The sequence below is a fragment of the Shewanella sp. 0m-8 genome (genome assembly GCF_052977265.1).
In genome coordinates this window covers 37,333-62,073 of the sequence record NZ_JBRIMB010000020.1, presented here as the reverse complement: position 1 = coordinate 62,073, position 24,741 = coordinate 37,333, and the positions used below count along the sequence as shown (strand labels likewise).

The window sequence follows — 24,741 nt, the reverse complement described above, 5'->3', positions numbered from 1 at the left end:
TATATAGGCGATATCAGCCATGGTTTTATTTAATGCCGATACGTTTAGCGAGTCGGTGCAGGTTACCGGAGTCGACATCTAGCGCTCTGGCCGTTGCCGCCCAGTTGTTGCTGTTAGCGACTAATGTCTGGCTAATATATTGCGCCTGAAACGCTTCAGTAGCTTGTTTTAGCGTTTGCTCAATGGCTATTGTTTGGCGGGTTTGCGTTGCTGTTTTAAATGTTGTCTCAAGCTGCTGCTTGTCTTGACCACGCAAGTCAAAGTGTTGCGGGGTGATCACCGCAATATCTGACTGAGACTGCGCTCTGGACAATACCGCCGCGCGGCGCAAAACATGTTCAAGCTCTCGTACGTTACCCGGCCAATCATAGCTATTTAACAGGTTAATACTGTCAGGGCTTAATCTCAGGCTCTTTAAACCGAGCTTTTCTCTGCTATGCTCGACAAAAAAGCCGCTTAATAAGATTACATCGCCTTCGCGCTCGTTTAGTGGTGGCACTATGACTGGGAATACGCTTAAACGATGATAAAGATCGGCCCTAAAGCGTCCGGCCAAGACTTCTTGCTTGAGATCTTTATTGGTGGCGGCGATGATGCGCACATCAACCTTTAAGCTTTTATCAGAGCCGACTTTTTGTAAATCGCCATACTGTAATACCCGCAATAATTTTGACTGTAAGGACAGTGGTAATTCACCGATCTCATCTAAAAAGAGGGTGCCTTTATCGGCCGTCTCGAACTTTCCGCTACGATGGCTAATCGCGCCAGTAAAGGCGCCTTTTACATGACCAAATAACTCACTTTCAGCAACGGACTCAGGCAGGGCGGCGCAGTTTAAATACACCAGCGGTTTACCTGCTCGCAGCGAACGCTGGTGGATTGATTTGGCAACCAGTTCTTTACCGGTCCCCGTGTCACCTAAAATCAACACATTAAGGTCGGTACTGGCTACCACATTAAGCTCGTTTTGCAGTGTTTGGATAGCAGAGGATTGACCAATAATTTCCACTTCACTGTCTGAGCTATTGTGGTTGAACGATGGCGGCTCTTGAGATTGCAGCGCCTGTTTTTCTAGCTTTTCGATAAGCAGGGCATTGTTAAGTGATGCCGACGCGATAGCGCTTAAGGTGCGTAGCTCTTTATCGCTAAAGCTATTGAACTGCTCTGGGTCAAAACCGTCGATAGTGACCGCGCCGATAAGCGCGCCGTTAGCGACTAAAGGCAGGCCAATACAGGCGTGCACCATTAAATGGTCTTCTTGATGGGGAATTAAACCATCGTAAGGGTCGGGCAGTATACTGTCGGCTGGAAATCTTACCACATCACCCGCGCGAGCGATGGCCTCAAGTCTTGGGTGCTCGCTCAATATAAAGCGCCTGCCAAGTACATCGGGACTCAAACCATCGATAGCCAGTGGGGTAAAATGTTTACCGCTAAATTGCAGCAGCGCGGCGGCGTCACAGTGCAGAGTTTGACGTATGGTATCAAGAAGTCTTGAGTATCTATCGTGATCTGACAGCCCTGATGTGATATCCAGTGCTATACGGGTAAGGTCGCTTTGACTCAGTGACATTGGCGCTCCAATTTCAGGTTAATTCGTTAACCTTGGACGAGTGTTTTAGCGTGCACATTCCAGCGTGCTGATACTAGGATCAGCCTAGGTCACTCGGGTGTGTCTTTTTAACAGTATTTAGCTATGGGCTGTCGATGTCAATTTTACACTTTGACTAAAGTTGGGGGAGTTAGATTGCATCTATGGCTGCTGGCCATCAAACTTTGTTTGAGCTTTAAGTTAGACTGCGTCTAACAATCAACATCGCGGGGCTTCGCCCGCAGTTATAGCTAATCAAACTACGTTTGATAAAAGGTCGTGAGCTTCCAGCTCACGACCCTAGTCAGGCGTAGCCTGATACCTTTAGCTTTGCTAGAACCTAGAACCTAGAACCTAGAACCTAGAACCTAGAACCTAGAACCTAGAACCTAGAACCTAGAACCTAGAACCTATTTATATAACGAAGCATCACCCTTATTAGGCCGTGTCTTAAACCGTCTATGTAACCACATATACTGCGATTTATTACGGCTAATAATCTCTTCGATAATCTTATTGCCACGCTTGGCATCTTCAATCTCATTCTCGCCGGGAAAGTTATCTAACGGCGGCTGGATCTCAATATTGTAGCCTGTGTCGTCACTATTACGCTCAACAAAGAAAGGCAACACTTTGGCTTTGCCAAGTCTGGCTAGAGTGGTGGCGCCGGTGATCGTTGCGGCTTCGGGTACATTAAAGAAGGGGATGAAAGTGGCGCTTGAACGGCCAAAATCTTGGTCGGCGGTATACCAGATAACGTTAGGCTCGCGCAGGCTGCGTACCATCTGGCGTAGGTCGCGTTTGGGGACTAAGGCTTTGTTCGAGCGGAGCCGACCTTTAACCTGTAAGTATTCCATGACCGGATTATTGTGCGGGCGATACACGCCAACACCGGGCTGGAACTGACCAAAAATACGGGCGCCCATCTCTAGAGGCAGACAATGGACGGCAAATAAGATGACTCCTTGGCCGCTATCTAATGTCTGCTCGACATACTCTTTACCTTTAATGGTCATGTGTTGCTGAATTTTTTCATCAGACCACCACCAAGCATTTGCGGTATCGAAGATAGCTTTGCCTGTTTGCTCGAAGTTTTGCGTCAGTAACTGTTGCATCTCGCTTGGCGACATCTCGGGGAAACATAGCTCAAGGTTGCGTCTTGCGGTTTTTACTCGACTGGCTATTAACTTCATGCCAAGACGGCCGATTGCGGCGCCCATTTTCATCTGAATTCGAAGCGGTAATAGCTGAGTTAAACGCATAAAGCCGACGCCTAACCATATAAGCCAATACTTAGGGTGATAAAGGTGAGATGTAAATTGCGCTTTTTCTACCACGTAATTCTCGAGTCCATTGAAAAATTACTCATTATTCTAACTCAAAAGCGATTAGAATTAGGTACAATCACAATTAAATTTTGCGAAAGATATAGGCACTATGAAGATTTCTCTGCCAGCATTTGAAAAAGCCAAGGTTCTCGTTGTCGGTGACGTAATGTTAGATCGCTATTGGGCGGGCCCTACCGCGCGGATCTCACCTGAAGCTCCTGTTCCTGTAGTTAAAGTTGAACAGCTTGAGGATCGACCAGGCGGCGCAGCCAATGTGGCAATCAATATTGCAACTCTAGGTGGCAGTGCAAGTCTTGCGGGTATTGTGGGTGAAGATGAAACCGCTGACGCGCTTACTCTAGGCATTCAGACCCTTGGGGTCGAGCCGAACTGGCATAAAGTGGCTGGCAAACCGACTATCACTAAGCTGCGTGTTATGTCGCGTAACCAGCAGTTATTGCGTTTAGATTTTGAAGAAAACTACTCTGAAGCTGAGAGTGAAGCGCTGTTAGCACAAACCTTGCCGGAACTGGATAAGGTCGATGTCGCGGTGTTATCTGATTACGCTAAAGGGGCATTAATTTCGCCACAAAGCTTTATTGCCGCCGCTAACGCGAAAGGCGTAAAAGTGTTGGTCGACCCTAAAGGCAGTGATTTTGCAAAATATCGCGGCGCGTACCTGTTGACGCCTAATATGAGTGAGTTTGAAGTGGTGGTGGGCAAGGTCGAATCTGAGTCGGACTTAGTGACCAAAGCGCAAGGTCTGCTTGAGGCGTATGACTTTACCGCTATGCTAGTGACTCGCTCTGAAAAAGGCATGACCTTGATTACTCGCGACCAACCTGAGCTGCATATTCCTACCGTTGCTCGTGAAGTTTTTGATGTAACGGGCGCGGGTGACACGGTGATTTCAGCTTTAGCAACCGCCATTGCCGCGGGCAGTGATTTGCCGCAGGCCTGTGCTATCGCGAACACGGCAGCAGGCATCGTAGTGGCTAAACTTGGCACCTCGACGGTGACCCGCCTTGAGCTAATTGAAGCGTTATCGCTTAATCATGGTGAGTCTGGTTTTGGCGCGGTCAGCGAAGATCAACTGGCCTATGCGCTTGAGCAGGCAAAGCTACGCGGTGAGCGTGTGGTGATGACCAATGGCTGTTTTGATATCTTGCATGCAGGCCATGTGAGTTACTTACAACAGGCTCGCGCTTTGGGCGATCGCTTAATTGTGGCGGTAAATACTGACGCATCGGTTAAACGCCTTAAAGGTGAAGGCCGCCCGGTTAACACCGAAGATAGACGCATGACGGTGCTGGCTGCATTGGCATCAGTTGATTGGGTGGTACCGTTTAGCGAAGATACACCGCAACGTATTATCTCGCGCTTACTGCCAGACCTATTGGTTAAAGGTGGCGATTATAAAGTGGAAGATATTGCAGGTGGCAGCGAGGTCATGGCCGCCGGTGGTCAGGTGAAAGTCTTGTGCTTTGAAGACGGTATTTCAACCACGGCGATTATCCAAAATATCATGGCTAATCAGTAGTATTAACGTTATATGATGAGCTCGCTTGCCGTCACTTTTGCGCTCAGTGTCGGTACTGCAAGTGGCTTTTTATGGACAGATATTGGTCCTAAAAAAGCCCTTGTTTGCGAGCTAAATCTGCTTAAAACTTGTGTTACCCAGCTTCCGCCATCAGCTCGTCGTCAACTTCCCACTCGGCTCAACGATTTACACTATCTACTCGGTCAGCGGGGCGCGATGGTGCTGCATCTACGCCATGATCATATTGCTGGTTTGGTGATCACTGATTATGAGCAATTACCGCGTAGCCAAACGATTAATTGGGGCATGGGCCACTTCTCCTTGCCGCTTAAACAGCAGGCGCAATTAACTTATTGGCACGAGCTTGGGCATCTGTATGCCATTGACGCGCTAAGTCGTCAGGGGCAAACGATTACAAGCCCATATCAGCACGAGTGGTTGGCGGATCTGTATTTGGTTTGGCGCATTGCGCTTGAGACTCAAAGTTTAGATCTCGCATGGCAGCAGTACCATAGACGTAATCTCGCGGTGATGGCTGACAGTGAGTTTATATCCCACTGGTCGGTGCCCGTGCTCGCGCAGGTACTTGCGCATTATTCACTTGAGCAGCTAAATCAATTTGACAGTTTTAATGACTTTTGGCGCGACATATCGCCTCGACTCGTGCTGCATGACAAAGATACCCTCAATGAGTTTTCTAGCCTTATGCAGCGCACTTTTGGTGCAGGAACCGTGCAACCTTTGCCGGGTTATATCTATTGGCGCAAAGCAAAATTGGGCGAGTATTTAACGCCAACCTTGGTTGAGGTGATGGGGCAAACTGCAGCCGCTGACTGGCTTAGCTCGCAACAGATGACGGCTGAGTAAGAGCTGAATGAGAGCTGAATGGAAGTGATTGATTTAGGCATTGATAAAGTACTTTTGCTACAGTATCGCCATATCGATTTCAGTGAAGTGGTGTTATGGCAAAGCGTACTAAAATCCAAACTAAACAGACCATACAACAGATCCTCGATGAGGCGATGAAGCAGATTTTAGATCTGGGTTACGATGCCATGTCATATTCAACTTTGTCTGAGGCAACTGGCATTAGCCGTACCGGGATCAGCCATCACTTTCCCCATAAAATCGACTTCCTAAAACAGTTAGACTCACGCATCGCAAACCTGTTTATCGAACGCTTAGACTTCTCCTGTATTCAGTCATTACAAAATTCGTGGAAAGCCTCATTAAAGCTACCTTACTTTAGATCTATTATCCGTTTGTTCTTTGCCATTTGTGGCTCTAACCAGGTGCATGTTGAGCGTTATAACGCTATCAGCTTGGCCAGTGAAACGGCCGTAACGGAATTGGGCGAGCAGGGAAGGTTACTGGTTAACGCTTTGGTTGGTCAGAGCGCGTTAGTGCTATTTGGCGAGCCCAATGAGGTTACCCGTTAGTATAGAGTCCACGATAAAAAGGCCGCAATTGCGGCCTTTTTAATGAGCATTAATTTAGTATTAGAAGTGCCACTGCAGGTAAACACTCTGATAGTTACTGCCGCCGCTAATACGGCCGAAGGCTGAACTTGACTCAAAGATCCCCGACCTGTGGTGAATGCTATAACCAAACCACATGTTTTCCATCTTGGCAGAGTTAAAGATATCGCCTACGTTGACGTCCAATGAGAAGTCTAAGTAGTTAAGTAATTTAGAGGGTTTGTAATCTTTAATTTCTAACTCGCTTCCCTCGATATGGGTGACGTTACTGACATAAGATAAGCCTTCTGCGACACCCAGTCTAAAGCGTGGACCCAGCTCGAAGGTGTAGAATGCTTTTACGGCTATTACAGCTTCGGCAATATCACTTTGTACCTCTGAGCTATGGTGCCAAACCAGACCTGGGGTCAGGTATAAGTCGATAGGGAAATTAAACAAACTATCGGTGAGCTGAGTACCATAAAATGCCGAGGTCATCTGGTTATTGTATGGGTCGGTCTTGGTTTGCCATTTCAAGATGGCATTAAGGTTGGATGGTGTTGCCCAGCCGTGGGCGATGCGGATATATTCGCTACCCTCTTTACGCTTAGTGGGGGCTGGTTGCGCTGAGTATTTTTTGCTATTAGGTTCAGGGAAGAAACCAAAGCCTAAGAATGACTCATATTGAAAGCGGTTATTAATGGTTGGCAAGTTGTAGACATCGTCTTCGAGACGACCAACGCCAAACTGTCCGAGCAGATATAGGTTGCTGAACACATGGTAGCGTGCTTTCACACCGGCGTTAACACTCACACCACCGCCTACATCGTATTGATTTAAGCCGTAGTAGTAGTCATTAAAATCAGCGCTTTTCCATTGAAATTCTGCATAAGGCTTGACTCTCCAGTCACCAGACTCCCAGTGATATTGGGTGCGGCTATAGGCATAACTGCGTTTATGAGAGTCGGATAAAAAGGCCAGGTCAACATCCCACTCATCTTTAACGAAGCGATATTGTAATCCAAAATCAAAGGCTTGAGATTGGGTGTCGTTTTGCAGTTCTTTGGGGATGTCGACAAAACGAAAACGGGTGTAGAGGTTGATCTGATGGTTGTCATTTTTCCAGATATGACCCGCAGCTTCCATTCCATTAATGTAGAAATAATCATTTTTAAAATAGATTAAAGGCAGGGTGTCGTATACCTCATCGTCTTCGGTTGCATAAGGAATATCGCCGCGGCGCATGCCAATGCCTATGCCCCAGTTATCGCTCCATTGCACTTTTGTGTCTTGCGCTAATTCGACGGGGGGCGGGGGCATTTTTGTTTGCTGGCTATTTTCTGCGGCCTGCAATGCGCTCATTGGTGCTAATAGTGTAAGGGGGAGCAACGAAAGCATTTTTTTTATCATATTATTTTCTTTTTAGCGCGGGGTACTGTGAGCTAGAGTACTGCTTTTTAACCGTGAATTACATAATTTTAACAACGACAAGTTAAATAGAACTTAATACCAATGTGGAATAAAAATAAAAGGCCGCATTGGCGGCCTTTTGGTGTTTAGCGATTAAACATTACTGCTAGTCAGCTTCTTTTAAGCTCTGTGTTAGCTCCACAATGGCCTTCTTACCATCGCCAAACAACATCAATGCGTTGTCCATGGCAAATAGCGGGTTAGGCAAGCCAGCAAAGCCTGGGCTCAATGAGCGCTTAACCACAACCACTGTTTTGGCTTTATCGACGTTAAGAATAGGCATGCCGTAAATTGGGCTGCCCTTATCTTCACGCGCCATTGGGTTGGTTACGTCATTGGCGCCAATCACAATCGCGACGTCAGTCTGTTCGAACTGTGGGTTGATCTCATCCATCTCAATCAACTGCTCGTAAGGCACTTCAGCTTCAGCAAGTAAGACGTTCATGTGACCAGGCATACGCCCTGCAACTGGGTGAATCGCATACAGCACCTGTGTGCCACGTGCTTCCATCACCGAGGCCAATTCACGCACGGCGTGCTGTGCTTGCGCCATGGCTAAACCGTAACCTGGAACAATCACTACGCGCTCGGCAGTTTCTAGTAGCATGGCCACTTCTTCTGGTGAAGATGACGTCACTTTACCCGCGTAGACTTCGTCGGCATCAATGGTTTCACCGCCTTCAGCCATCACACCAAACAGGACGTTAAACAGTGAGCGGTTCATGGCTTTACACATGATTTGCGTCAGGATAATACCCGATGCACCAACCAATGAGCCCGATACAATCAGTACTGTGTTGCCAGTGATGAAACCAGTGGTCGCTGCTGCAATACCTGAATATGAGTTAAGTAAAGCAATAACCACTGGCATGTCTGCGCCGCCAATGGGTACCACAAGTAGCAAGCCTAGAACCAGTGACACTGCAACCAAGGCGTAGATCAGGTTGATGTTGCTTGGATCCATGACGATAGCGATAGCAAGACCAATTGCACTGATAAGCAATAGTGCATTAAGCACCTTGTTGCCCGGCACCTTGATCGGGTTACCTGAAATCAGTTCTTGCAGCTTTGCAAACGCAACAAATGAGCCCGAAAGCGTGACCGCACCAATAATCACAGTCGCGGCAATAGACACAAGTGCAACCGTATGAGTTGCTGAGGTTGGATCAAGGAAGTTAGCCAATGCAATAAACAGTGACGCACCGCCGCCGAAGCCGTTTAGCATCGCAACCATTTGTGGCATTGAGGTCACTTGAATTTTGGTCGCCATAACAGCACCAATCGAGCCACCCAGTAACACACCAGCAATAATCCACTCGTAGCTTAAAATGCTTTGGTCAAACAGGGTGACCACTACCGCGATAAACATACCGAGCGCTGAAAGCTGGTTACCCCTAACGGCTGTACGTGGTCTAGTTAGCCCTTTAATACCTAAGATGAATAAGCATGAAGCTACCAAGTAGGCGAGGTAAATAATCGTCGTACTCATAGTGGCTTATTTCCTTTTAAACATGGCTAGCATGCGGTTGGTTACCATGTAACCGCCCACAACATTGATAGTGGCAAGTACCACAGCGACAAAGCCGAGTACGTTCACCCAAATACCAGCGCCAGAACCTGCTGACAACAGCGCGCCCACAAGCGAGATCCCTGAGATCGCATTTGAACCCGACATTAATGGCGTGTGCAGAGTAGGTGGCACCTTAGTGATCATCTCGACGCCTAAGAACACCGCAACCACAAATAGGGTCAATAGCAGTAAAATTTCCATTATTTAGCCTCCGGAGCTGTTTCAACTGGACTTTCTGCTGGACTGTCAACTTGGCTTGCAACGTCAAGCGCGGGTAAGCCTAAAAGCTCACGTAAACGCGCGCTGGTAACCTGACCTTGGTGAGCCACGACCGTGTCTTTTACGATCTCATCTTCAAAGTCGAGGTTTAACTCACCTTCTTTGCTGACAAGTAGCTTAAGTAAGTTTTCAATATTGGTACCGTACATCTGACTGGCATGGTTTGCCGCAGTGCCAGGGACGTTTGATGGCCCCAAAATGGTTACACCTTTGTAAACCACCTCTTTATCGAGCTCAGTTAGTTCACAGTTACCACCGGTCTCAGCTGCGAGGTCGACAATAATGGTGCCGCGCTTCATGCCATCGACCATCTCTTTGGTGATAAGTATTGGTGCTTTACGGCCGGGGATAGCAGCGGTGGTGATAACGATATCTTGCTGAGCAAGTACGTTGGCCATTGCTTGCTGTTGGCGCTTAAGGAAGTCATCAGACTGCTCTGCAGCGTAACCACCTTTGGTTTCGGTATTTTCGGTTTCTAGATCGAGCTCAACAGGTTTGGCACCTACCGAGATAATCTGTTCCCGTGCTGCGGGGCGAATATCGTAAGCCTCAACCACAGCGCCTAAGCGTTTTGCAGTCGCACAAGCTTGAAGGCCTGCTACACCCACGCCCATGATAAAGGCGCGTGCAGGTTTTAGGGTGCCCGCTGCTGTCATCATCATGGGGAATAAACGCGGCGCTTTATGCGCAGCAAGTAACACCGCCTTATAGCCTGCGATTGTAGCCATTGAAGACAGAATATCCATGCTTTGTGCGCGAGTGATCCGTGGCACAAGTTCCAGTGCAATTGCGGTTGCACCAGTATCTGCAATCGCCTGGGCATTTTCGGGATGCGCTAGCGGATCCATCATGCCTATGACAATTTGCTGTGGCTTGATAAGCGATGTAAGTTCTGCGAGCTGTTCATCTTTTGCATTCACCACCGTGATGATGTCAGCGTCACTCAGAACTTGTTCGCGAGACACAATCGATGCGCCTGCTTGGATATAGTCTTCATCAGTAAAACCAGCATTGCTACCAGCGCCACTTTCAACAAGAACTTGTAGATTATTTTTAAGTAGTCGAGCCACATTGGCAGGAATAATCGCAACGCGACTTTCACCTGCGTGACTTTCTTTGGGTAGACCTAGCTTCACAAAGGTAAACCTCTCAGTTGAGGACATTAGTAGGAACAGATGTCATTTATTTTTCAGGGTGCATATTGTGGCGACTCTGGATTTAGACACAAGCGCATATTTTTCAATATCCTATTTTCAGGACTGGTCAGACTGAAAAGTTTGCGCTGCGACACACTTTTGAATAGAAGTTTGCACTCGCAAACCCTAGCCCAAATGGTTTATTTGAACCGCTAGTTACTTTTGTAGCTTAATTTTTGAACTTTGTATATTCCAAAATCGAATTAAAAATCAGCTTTTATTCTTTTTTTCTTTTTCAGCGAGGGGATAAGCTTGCCTACATTACACTGATACAGGGCCGTTTCCATGTTGTTAAAAGAGCTTTCATCACTCGCTTCGCCGCTTTCTGCTGGCCAAGTGGACAAGTTAAAGCAGCTCACTGCAGAGCTGAGTGCCGTTCAACTTGCTTGGGTTAGTGGCTATCTTGCTGCAACGTCTGAGCAAGGATCGGCGGGAGTACCACAAGCCGCGGGAAGCTCGCAAGCGGGTACAGAGCAAACTATTACCATTCTTTACGGAAGCCAAACGGGTAACGGTAGAGGAGTGGCAACTGAACTTGCCGAAAAAGCACAGGCACAGGGCTATGCGGTCAACCTAGTGTCTATGGGTGACTATAAGACGCGTCAACTTAAACAAGAGAACTTACTGCTGTTAGTTGTGAGTACTCATGGTGAAGGTGAGGCGCCTGATGATGCTATTGAGCTGCACAAATTCTTAAGCTCTAAGCGCGCCCCTAAACTGGATAACCTTAATTACTCGGTGCTGGCATTGGGTGATTCAAGTTATGAGTTTTTCTGTCAAACCGGTAAAGACTTTGAGTCTCGCCTTAACGCATTAGGCGCGAGCGCTATTGCGCCATTGGTTGAGTGTGATGTGGATTACGAGGAACAATCACAGCAGTGGCAAGCGGATGTGCTAGAGGCGGTTAAGCCCTTGGTACAGAGCACGAGCGCAAGCGTGGTTTCAATTGCCAGCACCCAAGCTGTGACCTCAAGTTTTAGTAAACAAAAGCCTTACACCGCAGAGCTGCTTGTGAGTCAAAAGCTGACTGGCAGAGACTCAGATAGAGATGTTCGCCATGTTGAAATTGAGCTGGGTGAGTCGGGTATTGAATATCAAGCTGGTGATGCCTTAGGGGTGTGGTTTACCAACTCTCCAAGCTTGGTCTCAGAACTCATTGAAGCTTTGAAACTTGATGCTGATGAGCAGGTTAGTGTGGGTAAAGAGACCTTAACGCTTCAGGATGCGTTAACGAACAAGAAAGAGCTGACTCAACTTTACCCGGGCTTAGTGTCGGGATGGGCTGAGCTTAGTCAAGATCAAGCATTACTCGCAATCAGTGCGGATAAATCGTTAACCCGTGAGTTTGTTAATAACAACCAGGTGGCTGACTTAGTGCGCCAATACCCTGCGTCTGTGAGCGCCGAGCAATTTGTTGGCTTGCTACGCGGTATTACCCCAAGACTTTACTCTATCGCATCGAGTCAGGCTGAAGTTGAGTCTGAAGTGCACTTAACGGTGGCATTAGTTGAAGATGACCGTGACGGCGTAGCGCGTTTTGGCGGAGCGTCTCAGTTCTTGGCCAGCGCGGAGGAAGGTCAAGAAGTGCAGGTGTACGTTGAGCCTAATAATCACTTTCGTTTACCTGAAAATCCAGACACGCCAGTGATCATGGTCGGTCCTGGCACCGGTGTGGCACCTTTTAGAGCTTTCATGCAGCAACGGGCTGAGCAGGGCGCTCAAGGCAGTGCTTGGTTGTTCTTTGGTAACCCACATTTCGAGCAAGATTTCCTTTATCAAACTGAGTGGCAGCAATACCTGCAATCAGGTCTGTTATCTCGAATCGATTTGGCCTTTTCTCGTGATCAAGACCATAAAGTGTATGTGCAGCATAAGATTGCCGAACAAGGCGAGGCACTGTGGCAGTGGTTAGAATCTGGCGCGCATTTCTATATCTGTGGTGATGCTGAGCGTATGGCGAAAGATGTACATCAAGCCCTGTTAGATCTTGTTGTTGAGCACGGTGGTAAAAGCAAAGAGCAAGCGGCTGAATATTTAGAAGCACTGCGAGCGGCTAAACGTTACCAAAAAGATGTCTATTAAGACTCAGCGTTAAACGAGCACGCAATGATGAGCGCCGCTAGGGTGTAACTGGCGCGAGAGCAAAACAGAATTTGAAGAGAGTACCTTGCTATGAGTGAGCAAAAGTTAGCAGTAAATGAATACCTAAAAACCGACAGTGATTATCTGCGCGGTACGATTCAAGAAGGGTTAGACACCGCAGTAACGGGTGCGTTTAGTGAAGGCGATCAACAGTTGATCAAATTCCATGGCTTTTATCAGCAGGACGACCGTGACTTACGTAACGAGCGAAAAGAGCAAAAACTTGAGCCTCTATATAGCTTTATGTTGCGTGCCCGTGTGGCCGGTGGCGTGTGTTCGCCAGAGCAGTGGTTGGCGGTTGATAAAATAGCCTCGAACTTGACGAGCTCAAACAGTATCCGTTTAACCACGCGTCAAACGTTCCAGTATCACGGTATTCCAAAGCGTAATCTTAAGACTATTATTCAAGATCTCGACAAAGAGGCGCTGGACTCTATCGCGGCATGTGGTGATGTAAACCGTAACGTGATGTGTAACCCAAACCCTGTAGAGTCCAAGTTGCATCAACAAGCTTACGCTTATGCAAAGCAGCTGTCAGATAACATGTTGCCGCATACTAAAGCCTACGCTGAGATCTGGCTAGACGATGAAAAATTAGTGACCACAGAAGGTGAAGAGGTGGAGCCTGTTTACGGTAAAACCTACCTACCACGCAAATTTAAGATGGCGGTTGCCGTACCGCCAGATAATGATGTGGATGTTTACACTAATGATCTGGGCTTTATTGCTGTAGCCGAAGGCGATGAGTTGGTTGGCTTTAATATGGTTGCCGGCGGCGGCATGGGCTCAACTCATGGTGAAGTCTCGACCTTCCCACGTTTGGCCGACGACTTTGGCTATATCAAGGCCGAAGACACCTTAAAGTTTGCCGAAGCGGTAATGACGATTCAGCGTGACTGGGGTAATCGTGAAAACCGTAAATTATCACGCTTAAAGTACACCATTGTTAAACATGGTTTTGACACTTTTAAAGCTGAAATTGAAGCGCGCACCGGCATTAAGTTTGAACCTAAGCGTGATGTAGTGATTGGCGATCGCGGTGATCGCTATGGCTGGAAGCAAGGTGTAGATGATAACTGGCACTTAACGCTATTTATTGAAGGCGGCCGCGTTACAGATCTACCGGGTCAGCCGCTGCAAACAGGCCTGAGAGAAATTGCGAAAATTCACCAGGGTGATTTTCGTATGACCTCAAACCAAAATATTATTATTGCGGGTGTACCGAGTGCAGATAAAGAGCAGATTGAAGGCTTAGCAAGGCAGCATGGCTTACTTGGCAAGCTTATTACCGAAACCCGCGGTCACTCAATTGCCTGTGTGGCACTGCCAACGTGTGCGCTTGCTATGGCTGAAGCTGAACGTTATTTCCCTGACTTTCTGACTAAGGTTGAAGGCTTGCAAGAAAAGCATGGTTTCCTCGACCAAGGCATTGTTATTCGTATGACGGGGTGCCCCAATGGTTGTGCAAGACCCTTTGCCGCTGAAATTGGTTTAGTCGGTAAAGCGCCGGGTCGCTACAACCTCTATTTAGGCGCGAGCTTTGAAGGCACCCGCTTGAATAAATTATATCGTGAGAATATCCAGGAAGCGGAGATCCTTGCGGAGTTAGATACCCTGTTTGCGCAATATGTATCACAGCGCCAGGCGGGTGAAACTTTTGGTAACTATACCGTGCGTAGTGGCGTAGTTGCAGCTGTGAACGATGCGGCTAAGGACTTTCATGGTTGATACCCACAATGTTGTTGATTCTGTGATTACGGCGGACGCGCTTAGCGCGTTATTAAGCGCGCCGAAAGTAGAGCAACAAGCTGAATTAAAACGCGTCAATGAATTTTTAGCTGAGTTGACACCCGTCCAGCGCGTGCGCTGGGCATTGGCATACTTGCCGGGTAAGCATGCATTATCGTCAAGTTTTGGTATTCAAGCGGCGGTGATGTTGCATATGGTTAGCGCTGAAAAGGCTGATATTCCAGTACTGCTCACCGATACGGGTTACCTATTTAGCGAAACCTATCAATTTATCGACGAGTTGACTGCAAGGCTCTCGCTTAATCTTAAGGTGTATGCATCGCCTTATAGCGCGGCATGGCAAGAAGCGCGCTTTGGTAAGTTGTGGGAGCAAGACTTAGATGGTCTGGATAAATATAACCAGATCAACAAAGTAGAACCTATGCAACGTGCCTTGGCTGAGCAAGAGGTCGGTACCTGGTTTGCGGGGTTGAGACGTTCTCAATCGAGTACTCGTGAGGCTCTGCCAATTTTGGCGATTCATGGACAGCGCTATAAAATTCTACCGATCATTGATTGGAGCAATAAACAGGTGCATGAGTACTTAACCGAGTTTGAGCTGCCTTATCACCCATTATGGGAGCAAGGTTATGTCTCTGTGGGCGACACCCATTCGAGTAAACCCCTAGAGCTGGGAATGAGTGAAGAGGAAACGCGTTTTAATGGATTAAAGCGTGAATGTGGTCTGCACTACGACATTTAGTGATAGAAACAGGCTAAGCAGAGTAATCGCCATAACAAGTGGTACAAACGTGCCATTTGTAGGCGAGTGAAACGTATATCTGCATACAAATTCAATCTTCGTAAGTGATTGTTGTAAAATGGTTTTAGTGCTTTAGTATTAATTTTTGTTTATTTCTGTACATTTTTACTCACAAGGTTATGCACAGTTATTTTTTTAGGCTATAGTTTGAGGTTCCCGTAGATGGTTTTAGGGAACTGTTCTGTATCAAGCTCGATTGGGCTAGGCAAGGTTTAGTCTTCCACTGATTATTCGAGACGTACATCAAATGTGGTGTACATATCAAAATCAGCTAAACATTGCAGGCAGAGCCGTCAGTAACCAGATAAACCAAGCTCATTTTTTTACAGCCAAGGGGCGAAAAAAATGAGTGCTTTGATTGGCTTGCTAGCGCCTGCTTATCAAGCGATTTGTGCCCCAGGCAACCCCGCTATGTTGGGTTGCCTGGGGCTTTCAAGTATTTGGGGCTGGCGTTTGCTGTTATTATTCAGTCTCACCTCGCGCTAAATTAGTGTCATTTTTAGTTTCTCCCCACCCCTATTTAATCCAAATAGCATCATATTTCAGTCAATTTCCGCCGCTATTTCATACAGATTAGTATTAGCTACACACAATGTTGTAGTATTGATTCGGTAACACCGTTTACTGCTGTTTATACTGGATTAATTGAATTTTTAAATGGAGTTTTGAATGAATAAGATGCTTATTGCTGCAGTGGTTGTCGCTGCGGGTGCTGGTGGATATTGGTATAGCCAGCAATCAACGCAGGTGTCGGCAAGCGATAATGCTGTATTAAGCTATGTGCCAGCAGATACCCCGATTTTCTCTGCTCAGCTACAACCTTTTCCTATTAAGTCTTATATCAATTCTCTTTCTGAGGCCTATAGGCAGTATCCTGCTGATGCCTTAGATGATCTCGAGCAAGAATCCGACCCTAAAACACGATTTATATTGAGCCTTGCTAAGTCATACATGGCGTCAATGAAAGACGGTAGCACTTTTATTCAAACCTTTGGTCTTGCTGAAAACATTCGTAGCTACTTTTACACGCTCGGCCTAATGCCGGTGATAAAAGTTGAAGTTGAAAATGCCGATGCGATTTGGGCGTTACTCGATAAAGCCGAGGCTGATAGTGGCTTTACTCACACAAATGCCAATTTAAAGGGCGTGGATTATCGTAGCTATCAGCTCACAGATGAAAGCGAAAAAGAGCATATTAATCTGATTGTTACAGTGCATGACGGCCTGCTGGTATCAACCATAACCACCTCTTTTAGTGAAGCTGTTTTACTGGAAACCGCACTAGGCGTGACACCAGTGGATAATTCAATTGTTGATGCACATATTATTGAAGACATCATCAAGAACCATGGCTTTATGAACGAAGGTGTGAGCTATATCAATCATAAAGAGATTGTCACTGCGCTAACCAGCACAGATGGAAATCAACTTGCAGGTCAGCTATCTAAGTTATTTGAAATGGTTGAAGAAGACCCTCTGGTAGAACTTAGAACACCGGCATGTCAGCAGGAGCTTGCATCGATAGCCGATAATTGGCCGCGTACGGTGGCAGGTTATGATGAGCTTAAAGTGACCGACAAAGAAAGCATATTTGGTTTTAGAACGGTAGTAGAAAGTAATAACCAGGTGCTGCTAAATGCCTATCAAAAGCTGCGTGGATATATTCCAGCTTATGTACAAGACATTGACAATAGTGTGTTTACTTTCGGTCTTGGAATTGATGTTAACCAGATGGTGCCGTCATTAACGGCTATTTGGGACGACATGTTAACTCCGGAGTACCAGTGTGGCCCCCTTGCTGAAATGCAGGTGCAGATGAGCCAACAGAGCCCTGCAATGCTAGGCATGTTTACGGGGATGGCAAATGGCGTGAAAGGTATTGGTGTCTCGCTTATCGATTATAAGATCAGTGACAATCTTGATAATCCACAGCTTGAAAGCCTAGATGCGGTATTGAGTTTGTCTGCTGAAAACCCCGCAATGCTGTTTAACTTGGTGAAGCCTTTTGCACCTGAGCTGGCCAATATTCAGCTACCAGCTAATGGTGATGCAATCGATCTCAACACGATTATCCCAATACCAGCAGAGGTGAATGTCTCGCCAAAGTTGGCAGTTAAAGGGAATCACTTAGTGTTGTTTGCGGGCAATAAAGGTGAGGCTATCGCTAATAGCTTAGCGGCTGAAACGCTAGTCAATAATGGCTTGATGGTGATGTCTACTGATTACATGAAGATGTTTAAGCCTTTGCTAACCTTTATTGAGTTAACGGGCGAGCCTATACCTGAAGAGCTTGAGATGATGAAAGACTACGATATGCGCGTTAAGCTAAGTCTAGATATCGACCAGAAAGGCTTTGAGATTGACTCTTATGTTAACTCTCGCTCAACTCAGTAAAGCATTTATGCAATAATGAGCAATCGAAAACGCCAGCCAGTTAAGGCTGGCGTTTTTATTTACCAATAGCATTATGGTTTGGAGTCAAGATGACTGAACAGGTTGTTTGTGGGGTATTTTTAAAAGCCAATGAAGTGAGGTTGGTTACCCTGTCGGGAAGTCGGGATACTCATCATGTTATCGCGCCTAAGGTGAATAAATTTAGCTTAGTGAAAAACCCGACTCAACAAGATACTCGTGAGTTTGTCGCGTTAATCAAGGCTTATATCAAGGAACATAAGCTTGATAAGTTAGTTGTCAATCGACGTGCGACAACGGGGCAAGGTGCTGGTGGCGCAGGCACTTTTTTAATGGAAGGCGCGATATTAGCCAGCGTAGAGATCGAGGTTGAGTTTGCTCATCCTGCTACACTAAGAGCAACCGATAAGCGTTGTAGTGACCTCAAAACACACAGACCTAAAACGGTCGACTTGGGCAAGGCTTACGATTTAGCGTTTGAGTGTCTGGGCTAGTGCGGAGTTGATCCTTAATCAGCTCTTTACGTATTAAGTAGCTAAAGCATTAAATAAAGCTAAGTGTTTGATTTGACCGTGCGGCTAAATTGAATATTGATAATAAAAACAAAATATAAACATATACAAACAATTCATAGAGTCAAAATGATTCATTGAATCAAAAAGGTGAACAACATGATTAAACAGCTTTCAAAATTTGGATTTGTCGCATTATTGCTGATGCCACTCGCTGCGATGGCAACCGATTTAAAGGTGGGGGATATCGCACCAGACTTTAAACTGCAGGCAACGGATGGCCATTTTTACCAATTAAGTGACTACAAAGGTAAGCAAAATTTGGTTTTGGCCTGGTACCCAATGGCAAACACGCGTGGCTGTACTTTGGAATGTAAATCGTTAGTGGAAAAGGGTCACCTAATCCGTGAATATAACGCCGTATACATGATGGCTAGCGTTGATGATTTAGAAGATAATCAAGCCTTTGCCCGTGAGCAAAAGGCAGACTTTCCAATGCTTAGCGATCCAAGCAAAGAGACTGCCAAGGCATACGATGTACTTAACTTTGTTCGCGTTGCGAGCCGGGTGACATTTTACATCGGCACCGACGGTAAGATTTTAAAAATTGATGAAGATATCAATGCTAAAACAGCAGCGGAAGATATCGCCGCAAACTTGGCTGAACTGAATATTGAGAAGGTTAATCTAGAGTCTGCAACGCCTCAAGGCGACACCGATCAAGTTGACTAATTTCGATTAAACGGCACAGCAAAAATCCCTGCAATGGCGACATAGCAGGGATTTTTATTTGATAAATATCAGCTTAACTAGCTTAGTTATACAGATGAGGATTAAAACTCATCTTCCGTTTCACCCTGGATCCGCGCTTTTCTATCTTGCTCCTCTTCAAAAGCGGCTTGGATCTCGGCTAGCACCGCCTCAATATCGGCACTTTGCTCGCTCTCAATAAACTCACCTGTTAGCTCAGTATCGGGTAACAAGTCGCCAGACTCGAACTTAAGCCACATCTCTTGGGCATATTTACTGCCGAGCAGTGACGGCGCAAATTGACCGTAATACTGAGTCATATTATTCACATCACGTAATAACATGCGTTTAGCGTTATTGTTGGCAGCGGCATCGACCGCTTGAGGCAGATCAATGATCACAGGTCCAGTATGGTCGAGTAACACGTTAAACTCAGATAAGTCACCGTGAATAAGGCCTGCACATAGCATACGCTGCACATCTTTCATCACCATAGCATGGTGCGCGATGGCCATATCGGCGTTAAGAGTGACATCGTTAAGTCGTGGTGCCACATAACCGGCTTCATCTGTGATGAGCTCCATTAATAGCACACCATCAAAACAGCCATAAGGCGTAGGCACACGCACGCCAGCATCCGCTAGACGAAACAGTGCATCGACCTCGGCATTTTGCCATGCCTGCTCTTGTTCTTGGCGTCCGTAGTTAGATCCTTTCTCCATCGCCCTTGTTCGACGAGAGTTACGACCCTTACGTCCTTCACGGTATTCGACGGCTTTCTTAAAGCTGCGCTTATCAGCTTCTTTATAAATTTTGGCACAACGAACGTCGTCGCCACATCTAACTATGTAAACATCGGCTTCTTTGCCGCTCATTAATGGACGAATCACTTCGTCAATTAGTCCTTCATCAACCAGAGGTTGGAGTCGTTTTGGGGTTTTCATTGGGCTCTTATACCTTAGTTAGCCTGATGATGGAATGCATTCGCTTATTATCATAGAAAAAAAATGACATTAATCAGTATTTGTTAGCCGAAAACCGCTAGCGTTTTTCTTGGGGAACGATAGCTAAAGTCCCCTTTAATGGCAGAAGCGATGCGTCTAACTTCTTGGTTGCGATAAGTTTAACAATCAGAGGATCCTCAAAGGCGAGCTGATTGAGCTGCATTGCTGGGGTAAGACCAACACCTGAGATCAGCTGACCGTTGGGAGCATACACAACTCCTTTACTAAATTGCACCTCAATACCACTGTTGGGCAAAGTCACGCGATGACGAGGGCTTAGACTGCCGCGGGTGGTTTCACCTATTAGCTCGACATTAGGCCATTGCAGCGAAGCGAGAGCTACCCATTCGCACTCTAGTTCGCAACTTGAATCAACTAATAAGGAGAGGTAATGACTCTGCTGCTGGCTGTTAGATACCTGAGTTGGATGATATTTACGTACTAGATAATCGCTAAATACGGATGCGGGAGGCTGATGAGTTTCAAACCCCTGGTTTTTTAGCTCAGCTTGTTCAAAAAAGCTTAATTGTGACATTGGTATGTAGCGCGTGGGAAGTTGGTCGGCTCTGGATGTCGCAAAGCGCTTGTATTGTAATAAACCGATACTTTGTGGCTTATGTTGTTTAGCAAAATGGGTAATCAGCCAAGCCATAAGCAAGGGTTGAGGCTGCTTAATTGCCCGGATATCAATAACCAGCGGCGCAGTGGGATCAGTGCTAAGCCCTGCTAATTGGCTTGAAAGTAACTCTATTGTGGCTGCGTCTATATTTGGGCTTAGGCGCACAACATCTAAAGGCAAGGTGCTCTGAGGTGGGCTCGTTTCTGGAGCTGTCACTTCTAGGGCATTTACTTTTGGTGGCAGCTCTTTTGCAGTCAGCAGATCTTGCGTCAGCTTGATAGAGCGTTGCAGGCTTGTTTCGCCATTACTTAGGGTTATTACAGTTTCATCTCTGTCACTAAGGCCAATATCTAGCCTTAATCTGGCAATCTGTTTTATCCAGCGGCTTTGCGCCTGAGTCGACAACTTTATTGGATCGGCAAGATAGGTCAGGCTCGCCTCTACCCAACGTCTCATTGGTAGTCCATCGATATGAGTCAGGTAGGGAAAGTCTGGTTCGAGTATTTCACCATGTTGGGTAAATGCTTGCCAGTACTGACCATCAAAGAGTATGTCTATTGGCAGTTGCTGCAAACGGCTTATGTTGCCCGAAGCATTTATGGGGAGCAGCGCTCCGGCGCCGGGATCATTGAGTTGGCTTAGTAGTTGTAGTAACTGCTGCTCCAATTGTATGGCATGGTTACTGTTAGTCGCTGACAGCAGCAGTGACTGAGTTGCATGTGTGATAGCGGTTACACGCTCAGGGTCCATGGCGGCAAAGGCGGAATGCTGCTTAATGGCTTCAACAAGGGTATCAATATCTTGCTGATACTGTCTGTGGTTAAGTGTGGTTTTACCTGGGCTGGAGGGGAGTGATAGGTGAATGAGCTGAGCAGTACTCGCGCAAATGAGTATAGCGAAAATGCTAATGATGCCCTTAAAGCTCAAGCTCATGCTTCATCCTTTTTAATGCAGGCTTGGCGTGGTGTAGAACCAGGCCTGCTATAGATGTTTTTGGTATCGAGCCTACTACTGGTTATTCAATGCTGCTTACTCGTATCGCTTGCTGGCAGTCGCTCGCTGTCGATAGTGTGTTGTCAGTGACAGTAATGGCTAGTGGCGTCGATTACAAAATGTCGTTGATCGAAACCCCGATACCTATTCGTTGGTTATGTACATTGTAGTCGATTAAACTTTCGCCGTAGCCATTAAAATATTGAGTATAAAGTCTTAAGTTACCCAAAATCGGATAGCTCCAAGTAAACTCGACTGCGCCATAGTTAGGTTTTTGAATGTAGTTGCGCACCATTAAGGTAAACCTATGTTCATCGAGTCCGTAAACGCCAGTGAGCTCTACATTTCCCATATAATCAGTAATGTCGGGATTATCATCGCCTCGTGGTGAGCTGGGCGTCTCTTTTTCATCTTCAGGAATACGCCACCATGCCTTGGCTTCAATAGCAAAGGGACCATTATCAAATACCATCATGCCATAGAGCCTGTTCCAGCTACGAGAACGAGGGCCAGACTGGCCATTAGATTGATGCACAGCACCCAGCCCCCAAAAAGAGTTGGTCAGTGGTCCTAGCTGCCAGTCATTGGTAAACAGCATAAAGATCTCTGGCTCGTGGTTAGTCTCTCTAAACGGCGAGGAGATCTCTTTATTGTATACCTGCCAGTAAGACTGGTTGGTATAGGCCGCAAACAGATGACCGTTATCACCAAATACATTATGCCAAAGCGGAAACTTAAAGCTGATTTGAAACTTAGCTTCCATGTTATCTAAACCAAATGGATGCTCAGCGGCTTCCTCAGCAAAAGGAGCCATATTAGGTGATGCGCTGTAAGTCACAGGCAAAATGTAGTTCACTTTGTGCGGCGTGATGACATAGGGGAGATCGCCAGTGGCACTTTCCTCTGAGATGCGCTTATCGACTAATGACCTTTCTTTCTTTGGCTGGACTTCTATATTCGCGTTGCTGCTTTGTGTATCGGCAGCGTAAAGCGTAAATGAGCAACACACGCATAGCGGTATGAGTAGCGCACTAAGTTTGTTCATAACTTTCCCTGAGATTTGGTAGATCAATATGCAGCATTTTGTTATTTGTGCTGGATTCTACCTAGCTGCATAAAGATTTAACAGCTATTGAGCAGTCATGTAACACAAAGACACCTTTGATGGTGTGAAGTGCGAGCCTGTACGGCGCGTTGCTTATTTACTTGATTTTGTGACGCCTAACTAGATCTAAATGCAATAACTTAGTGCTAAAAATGAGCTAAGAGAAAACCTTCATCAACGCCTTCGTCACGATAAATGTTTTTTCCCTTTATTATACATGCACTTAATGGGTTGCTGGTTTAAGTAGTACGCTATTGAAAATCATTCAAATAACAAAAAGTTATAACGAGTAATAAATATCTATTTATTATGGAATAAGCAGCCCGCTATATTTCAACATAACGAAATAGAGTGAGGTAGCGTGATGGAGATTGTAGCTTTACCCGGTCAAGCCGAATTAGGCAAAGTATGGCTAGTGGGAGCAGGACCTGGTGATGTCGATCTACTGACGGTTAAAGCATATCGGGTGCTGCAAAGTGCCGATGCCGTACTTTATGACGCATTAGTAAGTGATGATATTCTTGCGCTTATCCCACAGCATGCCGAGAAAATTGCCGTCGGTAAACGCGCAGGCAAGCATAGCGCCGCGCAAAGTGAGATAAACCAGCTGCTGGTAACAAAGGCCTACACCCGTAAAAATGTCGTCCGTTTAAAAGGCGGCGACCCGTTTATTTTTGGACGTGGTGGCGAAGAACTCGAGACGATTGTTGCTGCCGGAGTCGATTTTGAAGTCGTGCCAGGAATAACCGCAGCGAGTGGCACTGCAGCCTATGCAGGTATCCCGCTTACACACAGAGATTATGCTCAAGGCGTTACCTTTATTACTGGTCATTGCAAGCTTGAGAGCCGTCCCATGGACTGGCAAGGCTATGCGAACCCCAATAATACTTTAGTGGTTTACATGGGGATCTTAAACGCAAGCCGGATAAAGCAAGGTTTGATGGGAGCCGGCAGAAAAGCTGACACCCCAGTGGCTATCGTATCGAAAGCCACGACTGCCGAGCAGCAAACTTTTGTAGGGACACTCGACAATATTGATGAGCTAGCTAATCATCCCGACTTAGTGATGCCAGCGTTGATGGTAATAGGTGAAGTGGTAGCGCTCGCCGATAGTTTAAATTGGTTTACCCCTAAAAAGACTAGCCAGCTCAATAGCTCTGAATTAGCCGCACAACTTAAATAAGCTACGCCTAAACGTAACTGCCCGGCCAACTCAATGATCCTGAGTTAGCCGTAATGAAAAATAATTGATTGAAGAATACGGAGAATTAGCATGGCCGCGAAAGAGTTAAGCCATTTGCAACAACTGGAAGCTGAGAGCATTCAAATTATCCGCGAAGTGGCGGCTGAATTCGATAACCCAGTGATGATGTATTCCATCGGTAAGGACTCTTCTGTGATGCTTCATCTTGCTCGCAAAGCTTTCTATCCGGGAAAGATCCCCTTCCCACTGTTACATGTCGACACCGATTGGAAGTTCAAAGAGATGATCGCCTTTCGTGATGCTCAGGCTAAAGAGTTTGGTTTTGAGCTACTGGTTCATAAAAACGCTGAAGGCATAGAGATGGGGATTAACCCATTTGAGCATGGCAGCGCTAAGCACACTGACATCATGAAGACCCAAGGATTAAAGCAGGCGCTGAATAAGTATGGCTTTGACGCCGCTTTTGGTGGCGCACGTCGCGATGAAGAGAAGTCTCGCGCTAAAGAGCGCGTCTATTCGTTCCGCGATAAGCACCATACATGGGACCCTAAGAATCAACGCCCAGAGCTATGGCGTACCTATAATGGTGCGGTGAATAAGGGCGAAAGCATTCGTGTGTTCCCGTTATCTAACTGGACTGAACTGGATATTTGGCAATATATCTATCAGGAAAATATCCAGCTTGTGCCGCTGTACTTTGCCCAAAAACGTCCGGTTGTCGAGCGCGATGGCATGATGATTATGGTTGATGACGACAGAATGCCACTTGCACAGGGCGAGCTGCCGAAAGAGGAGTTAGTGCGCTTTAGAACCTTAGGCTGCTACCCATTAACCGCAGCGATGCACTCAGAGGCCGACACGCTAGAGAAGATCATTGAAGAGATGTTATTGACTCGCTCAAGTGAGCGCCAAGGTAGGCTTATCGATTCAGATCAAAGTGCATCGATGGAACTGAAAAAACGTCAGGGCTATTTCTAAACGCATGTCATCTGGGATGAATGTGGACTAAGAATTCTAA

At 46.4% G+C, this 24,741-nt stretch carries 20 protein-coding genes; 11 read left to right on the top strand and 9 right to left on the bottom strand.

Annotated features, from left to right (window positions below):
• Nucleotides 1-25: 25 nt before the first annotated feature.
• Nucleotides 26-1,573, bottom strand: a complete 1,548-nt coding sequence (norR, locus tag ACVBIO_RS11560; RefSeq protein ID WP_447172660.1) for a nitric oxide reductase transcriptional regulator NorR — start codon at nt 1,571-1,573, stop codon at nt 26-28.
• 428 nt (nt 1,574-2,001) lie between these two features.
• Entirely contained in the window at nt 2,002-2,928 is a 927-nt protein-coding gene (locus ACVBIO_RS11555; protein WP_447172659.1) for an LpxL/LpxP family Kdo(2)-lipid IV(A) lauroyl/palmitoleoyl acyltransferase, read from the bottom strand.
• Nucleotides 2,929-3,028: 100 nt separating this feature from the next.
• Here ACVBIO_RS11555 and hldE point away from each other — a divergent pair, with 100 nt between their 5' ends.
• From hldE to ACVBIO_RS11540, 3 genes are all read left to right on the top strand, one after another.
• Complete coding sequence (gene hldE / locus ACVBIO_RS11550; RefSeq protein ID WP_447162999.1) at nt 3,029-4,459, top strand: bifunctional D-glycero-beta-D-manno-heptose-7-phosphate kinase/D-glycero-beta-D-manno-heptose 1-phosphate adenylyltransferase HldE; 1,431 nt, start codon at nt 3,029-3,031, stop codon at nt 4,457-4,459.
• 15 nt (nt 4,460-4,474) lie between these two features.
• Nucleotides 4,475-5,326 carry a hypothetical protein gene (locus tag ACVBIO_RS11545; protein ID WP_447172658.1) on the top strand — a complete coding sequence of 284 codons (852 nt, stop codon included), beginning with the start codon at nt 4,475-4,477 and terminating at the stop codon, nt 5,324-5,326.
• A gap of 95 nt (nt 5,327-5,421) precedes the next feature.
• Nucleotides 5,422-5,898 carry a TetR family transcriptional regulator gene (locus ACVBIO_RS11540; RefSeq protein ID WP_447172657.1) on the top strand — a complete coding sequence of 159 codons (477 nt, stop codon included), beginning with the start codon at nt 5,422-5,424 and terminating at the stop codon, nt 5,896-5,898.
• Between the two features lie 60 nt (nt 5,899-5,958).
• Here ACVBIO_RS11540 and ACVBIO_RS11535 read toward each other — a convergent pair whose 3' ends face one another.
• From ACVBIO_RS11535 to ACVBIO_RS11520, 4 genes are all read right to left on the bottom strand, one after another.
• On the bottom strand, nt 5,959-7,326 hold the full coding sequence (locus ACVBIO_RS11535; protein ID WP_447172656.1) for a MipA/OmpV family protein: 1,368 nt from the start codon (nt 7,324-7,326) through the stop codon (nt 5,959-5,961).
• Nucleotides 7,327-7,492: 166 nt separating this feature from the next.
• Entirely contained in the window at nt 7,493-8,875 is a 1,383-nt protein-coding gene (locus ACVBIO_RS11530) for an NAD(P)(+) transhydrogenase (Re/Si-specific) subunit beta (RefSeq protein ID WP_447159423.1), read from the bottom strand.
• A 6-nt stretch (nt 8,876-8,881) separates the two neighbouring features.
• The gene (locus ACVBIO_RS11525) at nt 8,882-9,157 is read right to left on the bottom strand and encodes an NAD(P) transhydrogenase subunit alpha (protein WP_447159424.1); all 276 of its coding nucleotides are present in this window, start codon (nt 9,155-9,157) and stop codon (nt 8,882-8,884) included.
• Nucleotides 9,157-10,371 carry a Re/Si-specific NAD(P)(+) transhydrogenase subunit alpha gene (locus ACVBIO_RS11520; protein ID WP_447172655.1) on the bottom strand — a complete coding sequence of 405 codons (1,215 nt, stop codon included), beginning with the start codon at nt 10,369-10,371 and terminating at the stop codon, nt 9,157-9,159. The genes ACVBIO_RS11525 and ACVBIO_RS11520 overlap by 1 nt, the downstream gene beginning before the upstream one ends.
• Before the next feature lie 345 nt (nt 10,372-10,716).
• On the opposite strand from ACVBIO_RS11520, the gene ACVBIO_RS11515 reads away from it, so the two are divergent.
• From ACVBIO_RS11515 to ACVBIO_RS11490, 6 genes are all read left to right on the top strand, one after another.
• Nucleotides 10,717-12,513, top strand: coding sequence for an assimilatory sulfite reductase (NADPH) flavoprotein subunit (locus tag ACVBIO_RS11515; RefSeq protein WP_447169065.1), 1,797 nt, complete (start codon nt 10,717-10,719; stop codon nt 12,511-12,513).
• A gap of 90 nt (nt 12,514-12,603) precedes the next feature.
• Nucleotides 12,604-14,301, top strand: a complete 1,698-nt coding sequence (cysI, locus tag ACVBIO_RS11510; protein ID WP_447162994.1) for an assimilatory sulfite reductase (NADPH) hemoprotein subunit — start codon at nt 12,604-12,606, stop codon at nt 14,299-14,301.
• Nucleotides 14,294-15,064 (top strand): phosphoadenylyl-sulfate reductase, encoded by a 771-nt coding sequence (locus tag ACVBIO_RS11505; RefSeq protein WP_447159428.1) that lies wholly within the window; start codon nt 14,294-14,296, stop codon nt 15,062-15,064. The genes cysI and ACVBIO_RS11505 overlap by 8 nt, the downstream gene beginning before the upstream one ends.
• Before the next feature lie 729 nt (nt 15,065-15,793).
• Nucleotides 15,794-17,518, top strand: coding sequence for a hypothetical protein (locus ACVBIO_RS11500; RefSeq protein WP_447172654.1), 1,725 nt, complete (start codon nt 15,794-15,796; stop codon nt 17,516-17,518).
• Between the two features lie 89 nt (nt 17,519-17,607).
• Entirely contained in the window at nt 17,608-18,030 is a 423-nt protein-coding gene (locus tag ACVBIO_RS11495; protein ID WP_447159430.1) for a DUF3010 family protein, read from the top strand.
• A 177-nt stretch (nt 18,031-18,207) separates the two neighbouring features.
• Nucleotides 18,208-18,780: a peroxiredoxin family protein gene (locus ACVBIO_RS11490; RefSeq protein ID WP_447159431.1), complete on the top strand. Its 573-nt coding sequence runs from the start codon at nt 18,208-18,210 to the stop codon at nt 18,778-18,780.
• A 101-nt stretch (nt 18,781-18,881) separates the two neighbouring features.
• On the opposite strand, the gene ACVBIO_RS11485 is transcribed toward ACVBIO_RS11490, so the two are convergent.
• From ACVBIO_RS11485 to ACVBIO_RS11475, 3 genes are all read right to left on the bottom strand, one after another.
• Complete coding sequence (locus ACVBIO_RS11485; RefSeq protein WP_447159432.1) at nt 18,882-19,742, bottom strand: PA4780 family RIO1-like protein kinase; 861 nt, start codon at nt 19,740-19,742, stop codon at nt 18,882-18,884.
• 97 nt (nt 19,743-19,839) lie between these two features.
• Nucleotides 19,840-21,354 (bottom strand): hypothetical protein, encoded by a 1,515-nt coding sequence (locus ACVBIO_RS11480; RefSeq protein WP_447172653.1) that lies wholly within the window; start codon nt 21,352-21,354, stop codon nt 19,840-19,842.
• Between the two features lie 172 nt (nt 21,355-21,526).
• Complete coding sequence (locus tag ACVBIO_RS11475; RefSeq protein WP_447159434.1) at nt 21,527-22,459, bottom strand: phospholipase A; 933 nt, start codon at nt 22,457-22,459, stop codon at nt 21,527-21,529.
• Between the two features lie 424 nt (nt 22,460-22,883).
• Between ACVBIO_RS11475 and cobA the strand changes: the two genes are divergently transcribed.
• Nucleotides 22,884-23,702: a uroporphyrinogen-III C-methyltransferase gene (cobA, locus tag ACVBIO_RS11470; RefSeq protein ID WP_442529463.1), complete on the top strand. Its 819-nt coding sequence runs from the start codon at nt 22,884-22,886 to the stop codon at nt 23,700-23,702.
• 90 nt (nt 23,703-23,792) lie between these two features.
• Nucleotides 23,793-24,701, top strand: a complete 909-nt coding sequence (gene cysD / locus ACVBIO_RS11465) for a sulfate adenylyltransferase subunit CysD (RefSeq protein ID WP_447159435.1) — start codon at nt 23,793-23,795, stop codon at nt 24,699-24,701.
• The last annotated feature ends 40 nt before the right edge of the window (nt 24,702-24,741 follow it).

What these genes read in the sequence shown, in the direction of transcription:
- cysD (WP_447159435.1), top strand. Translation starts at nt 23,793, where the DNA reads ATGGCCGCGAAAGAGTTAAGCCATTTGCAACAACTGGAAGCTGAGAGC.
- norR (WP_447172660.1), bottom strand. Translation starts at nt 1,573, where the DNA reads ATGTCACTGAGTCAAAGCGACCTTACCCGTATAGCACTGGATATCACA.
- ACVBIO_RS11490 (WP_447159431.1), top strand. Translation starts at nt 18,208, where the DNA reads ATGATTAAACAGCTTTCAAAATTTGGATTTGTCGCATTATTGCTGATG.
- ACVBIO_RS11475 (WP_447159434.1), bottom strand. Translation starts at nt 22,459, where the DNA reads ATGAACAAACTTAGTGCGCTACTCATACCGCTATGCGTGTGTTGCTCA.
- cobA (WP_442529463.1), top strand. Translation starts at nt 22,884, where the DNA reads ATGGAGATTGTAGCTTTACCCGGTCAAGCCGAATTAGGCAAAGTATGG.
- ACVBIO_RS11485 (WP_447159432.1), bottom strand. Translation starts at nt 19,742, where the DNA reads ATGAAAACCCCAAAACGACTCCAACCTCTGGTTGATGAAGGACTAATT.
- ACVBIO_RS11495 (WP_447159430.1), top strand. Translation starts at nt 17,608, where the DNA reads ATGACTGAACAGGTTGTTTGTGGGGTATTTTTAAAAGCCAATGAAGTG.
- ACVBIO_RS11535 (WP_447172656.1), bottom strand. Translation starts at nt 7,326, where the DNA reads ATGATAAAAAAAATGCTTTCGTTGCTCCCCCTTACACTATTAGCACCA.
- ACVBIO_RS11525 (WP_447159424.1), bottom strand. Translation starts at nt 9,157, where the DNA reads ATGGAAATTTTACTGCTATTGACCCTATTTGTGGTTGCGGTGTTCTTA.
- ACVBIO_RS11500 (WP_447172654.1), top strand. Translation starts at nt 15,794, where the DNA reads ATGAATAAGATGCTTATTGCTGCAGTGGTTGTCGCTGCGGGTGCTGGT.
- ACVBIO_RS11505 (WP_447159428.1), top strand. Translation starts at nt 14,294, where the DNA reads ATGGTTGATACCCACAATGTTGTTGATTCTGTGATTACGGCGGACGCG.
- ACVBIO_RS11540 (WP_447172657.1), top strand. Translation starts at nt 5,422, where the DNA reads ATGGCAAAGCGTACTAAAATCCAAACTAAACAGACCATACAACAGATC.
- ACVBIO_RS11515 (WP_447169065.1), top strand. Translation starts at nt 10,717, where the DNA reads ATGTTGTTAAAAGAGCTTTCATCACTCGCTTCGCCGCTTTCTGCTGGC.
- cysI (WP_447162994.1), top strand. Translation starts at nt 12,604, where the DNA reads ATGAGTGAGCAAAAGTTAGCAGTAAATGAATACCTAAAAACCGACAGT.
- ACVBIO_RS11480 (WP_447172653.1), bottom strand. Translation starts at nt 21,354, where the DNA reads ATGAGCTTGAGCTTTAAGGGCATCATTAGCATTTTCGCTATACTCATT.
- hldE (WP_447162999.1), top strand. Translation starts at nt 3,029, where the DNA reads ATGAAGATTTCTCTGCCAGCATTTGAAAAAGCCAAGGTTCTCGTTGTC.
- ACVBIO_RS11545 (WP_447172658.1), top strand. Translation starts at nt 4,475, where the DNA reads ATGAGCTCGCTTGCCGTCACTTTTGCGCTCAGTGTCGGTACTGCAAGT.
- ACVBIO_RS11530 (WP_447159423.1), bottom strand. Translation starts at nt 8,875, where the DNA reads ATGAGTACGACGATTATTTACCTCGCCTACTTGGTAGCTTCATGCTTA.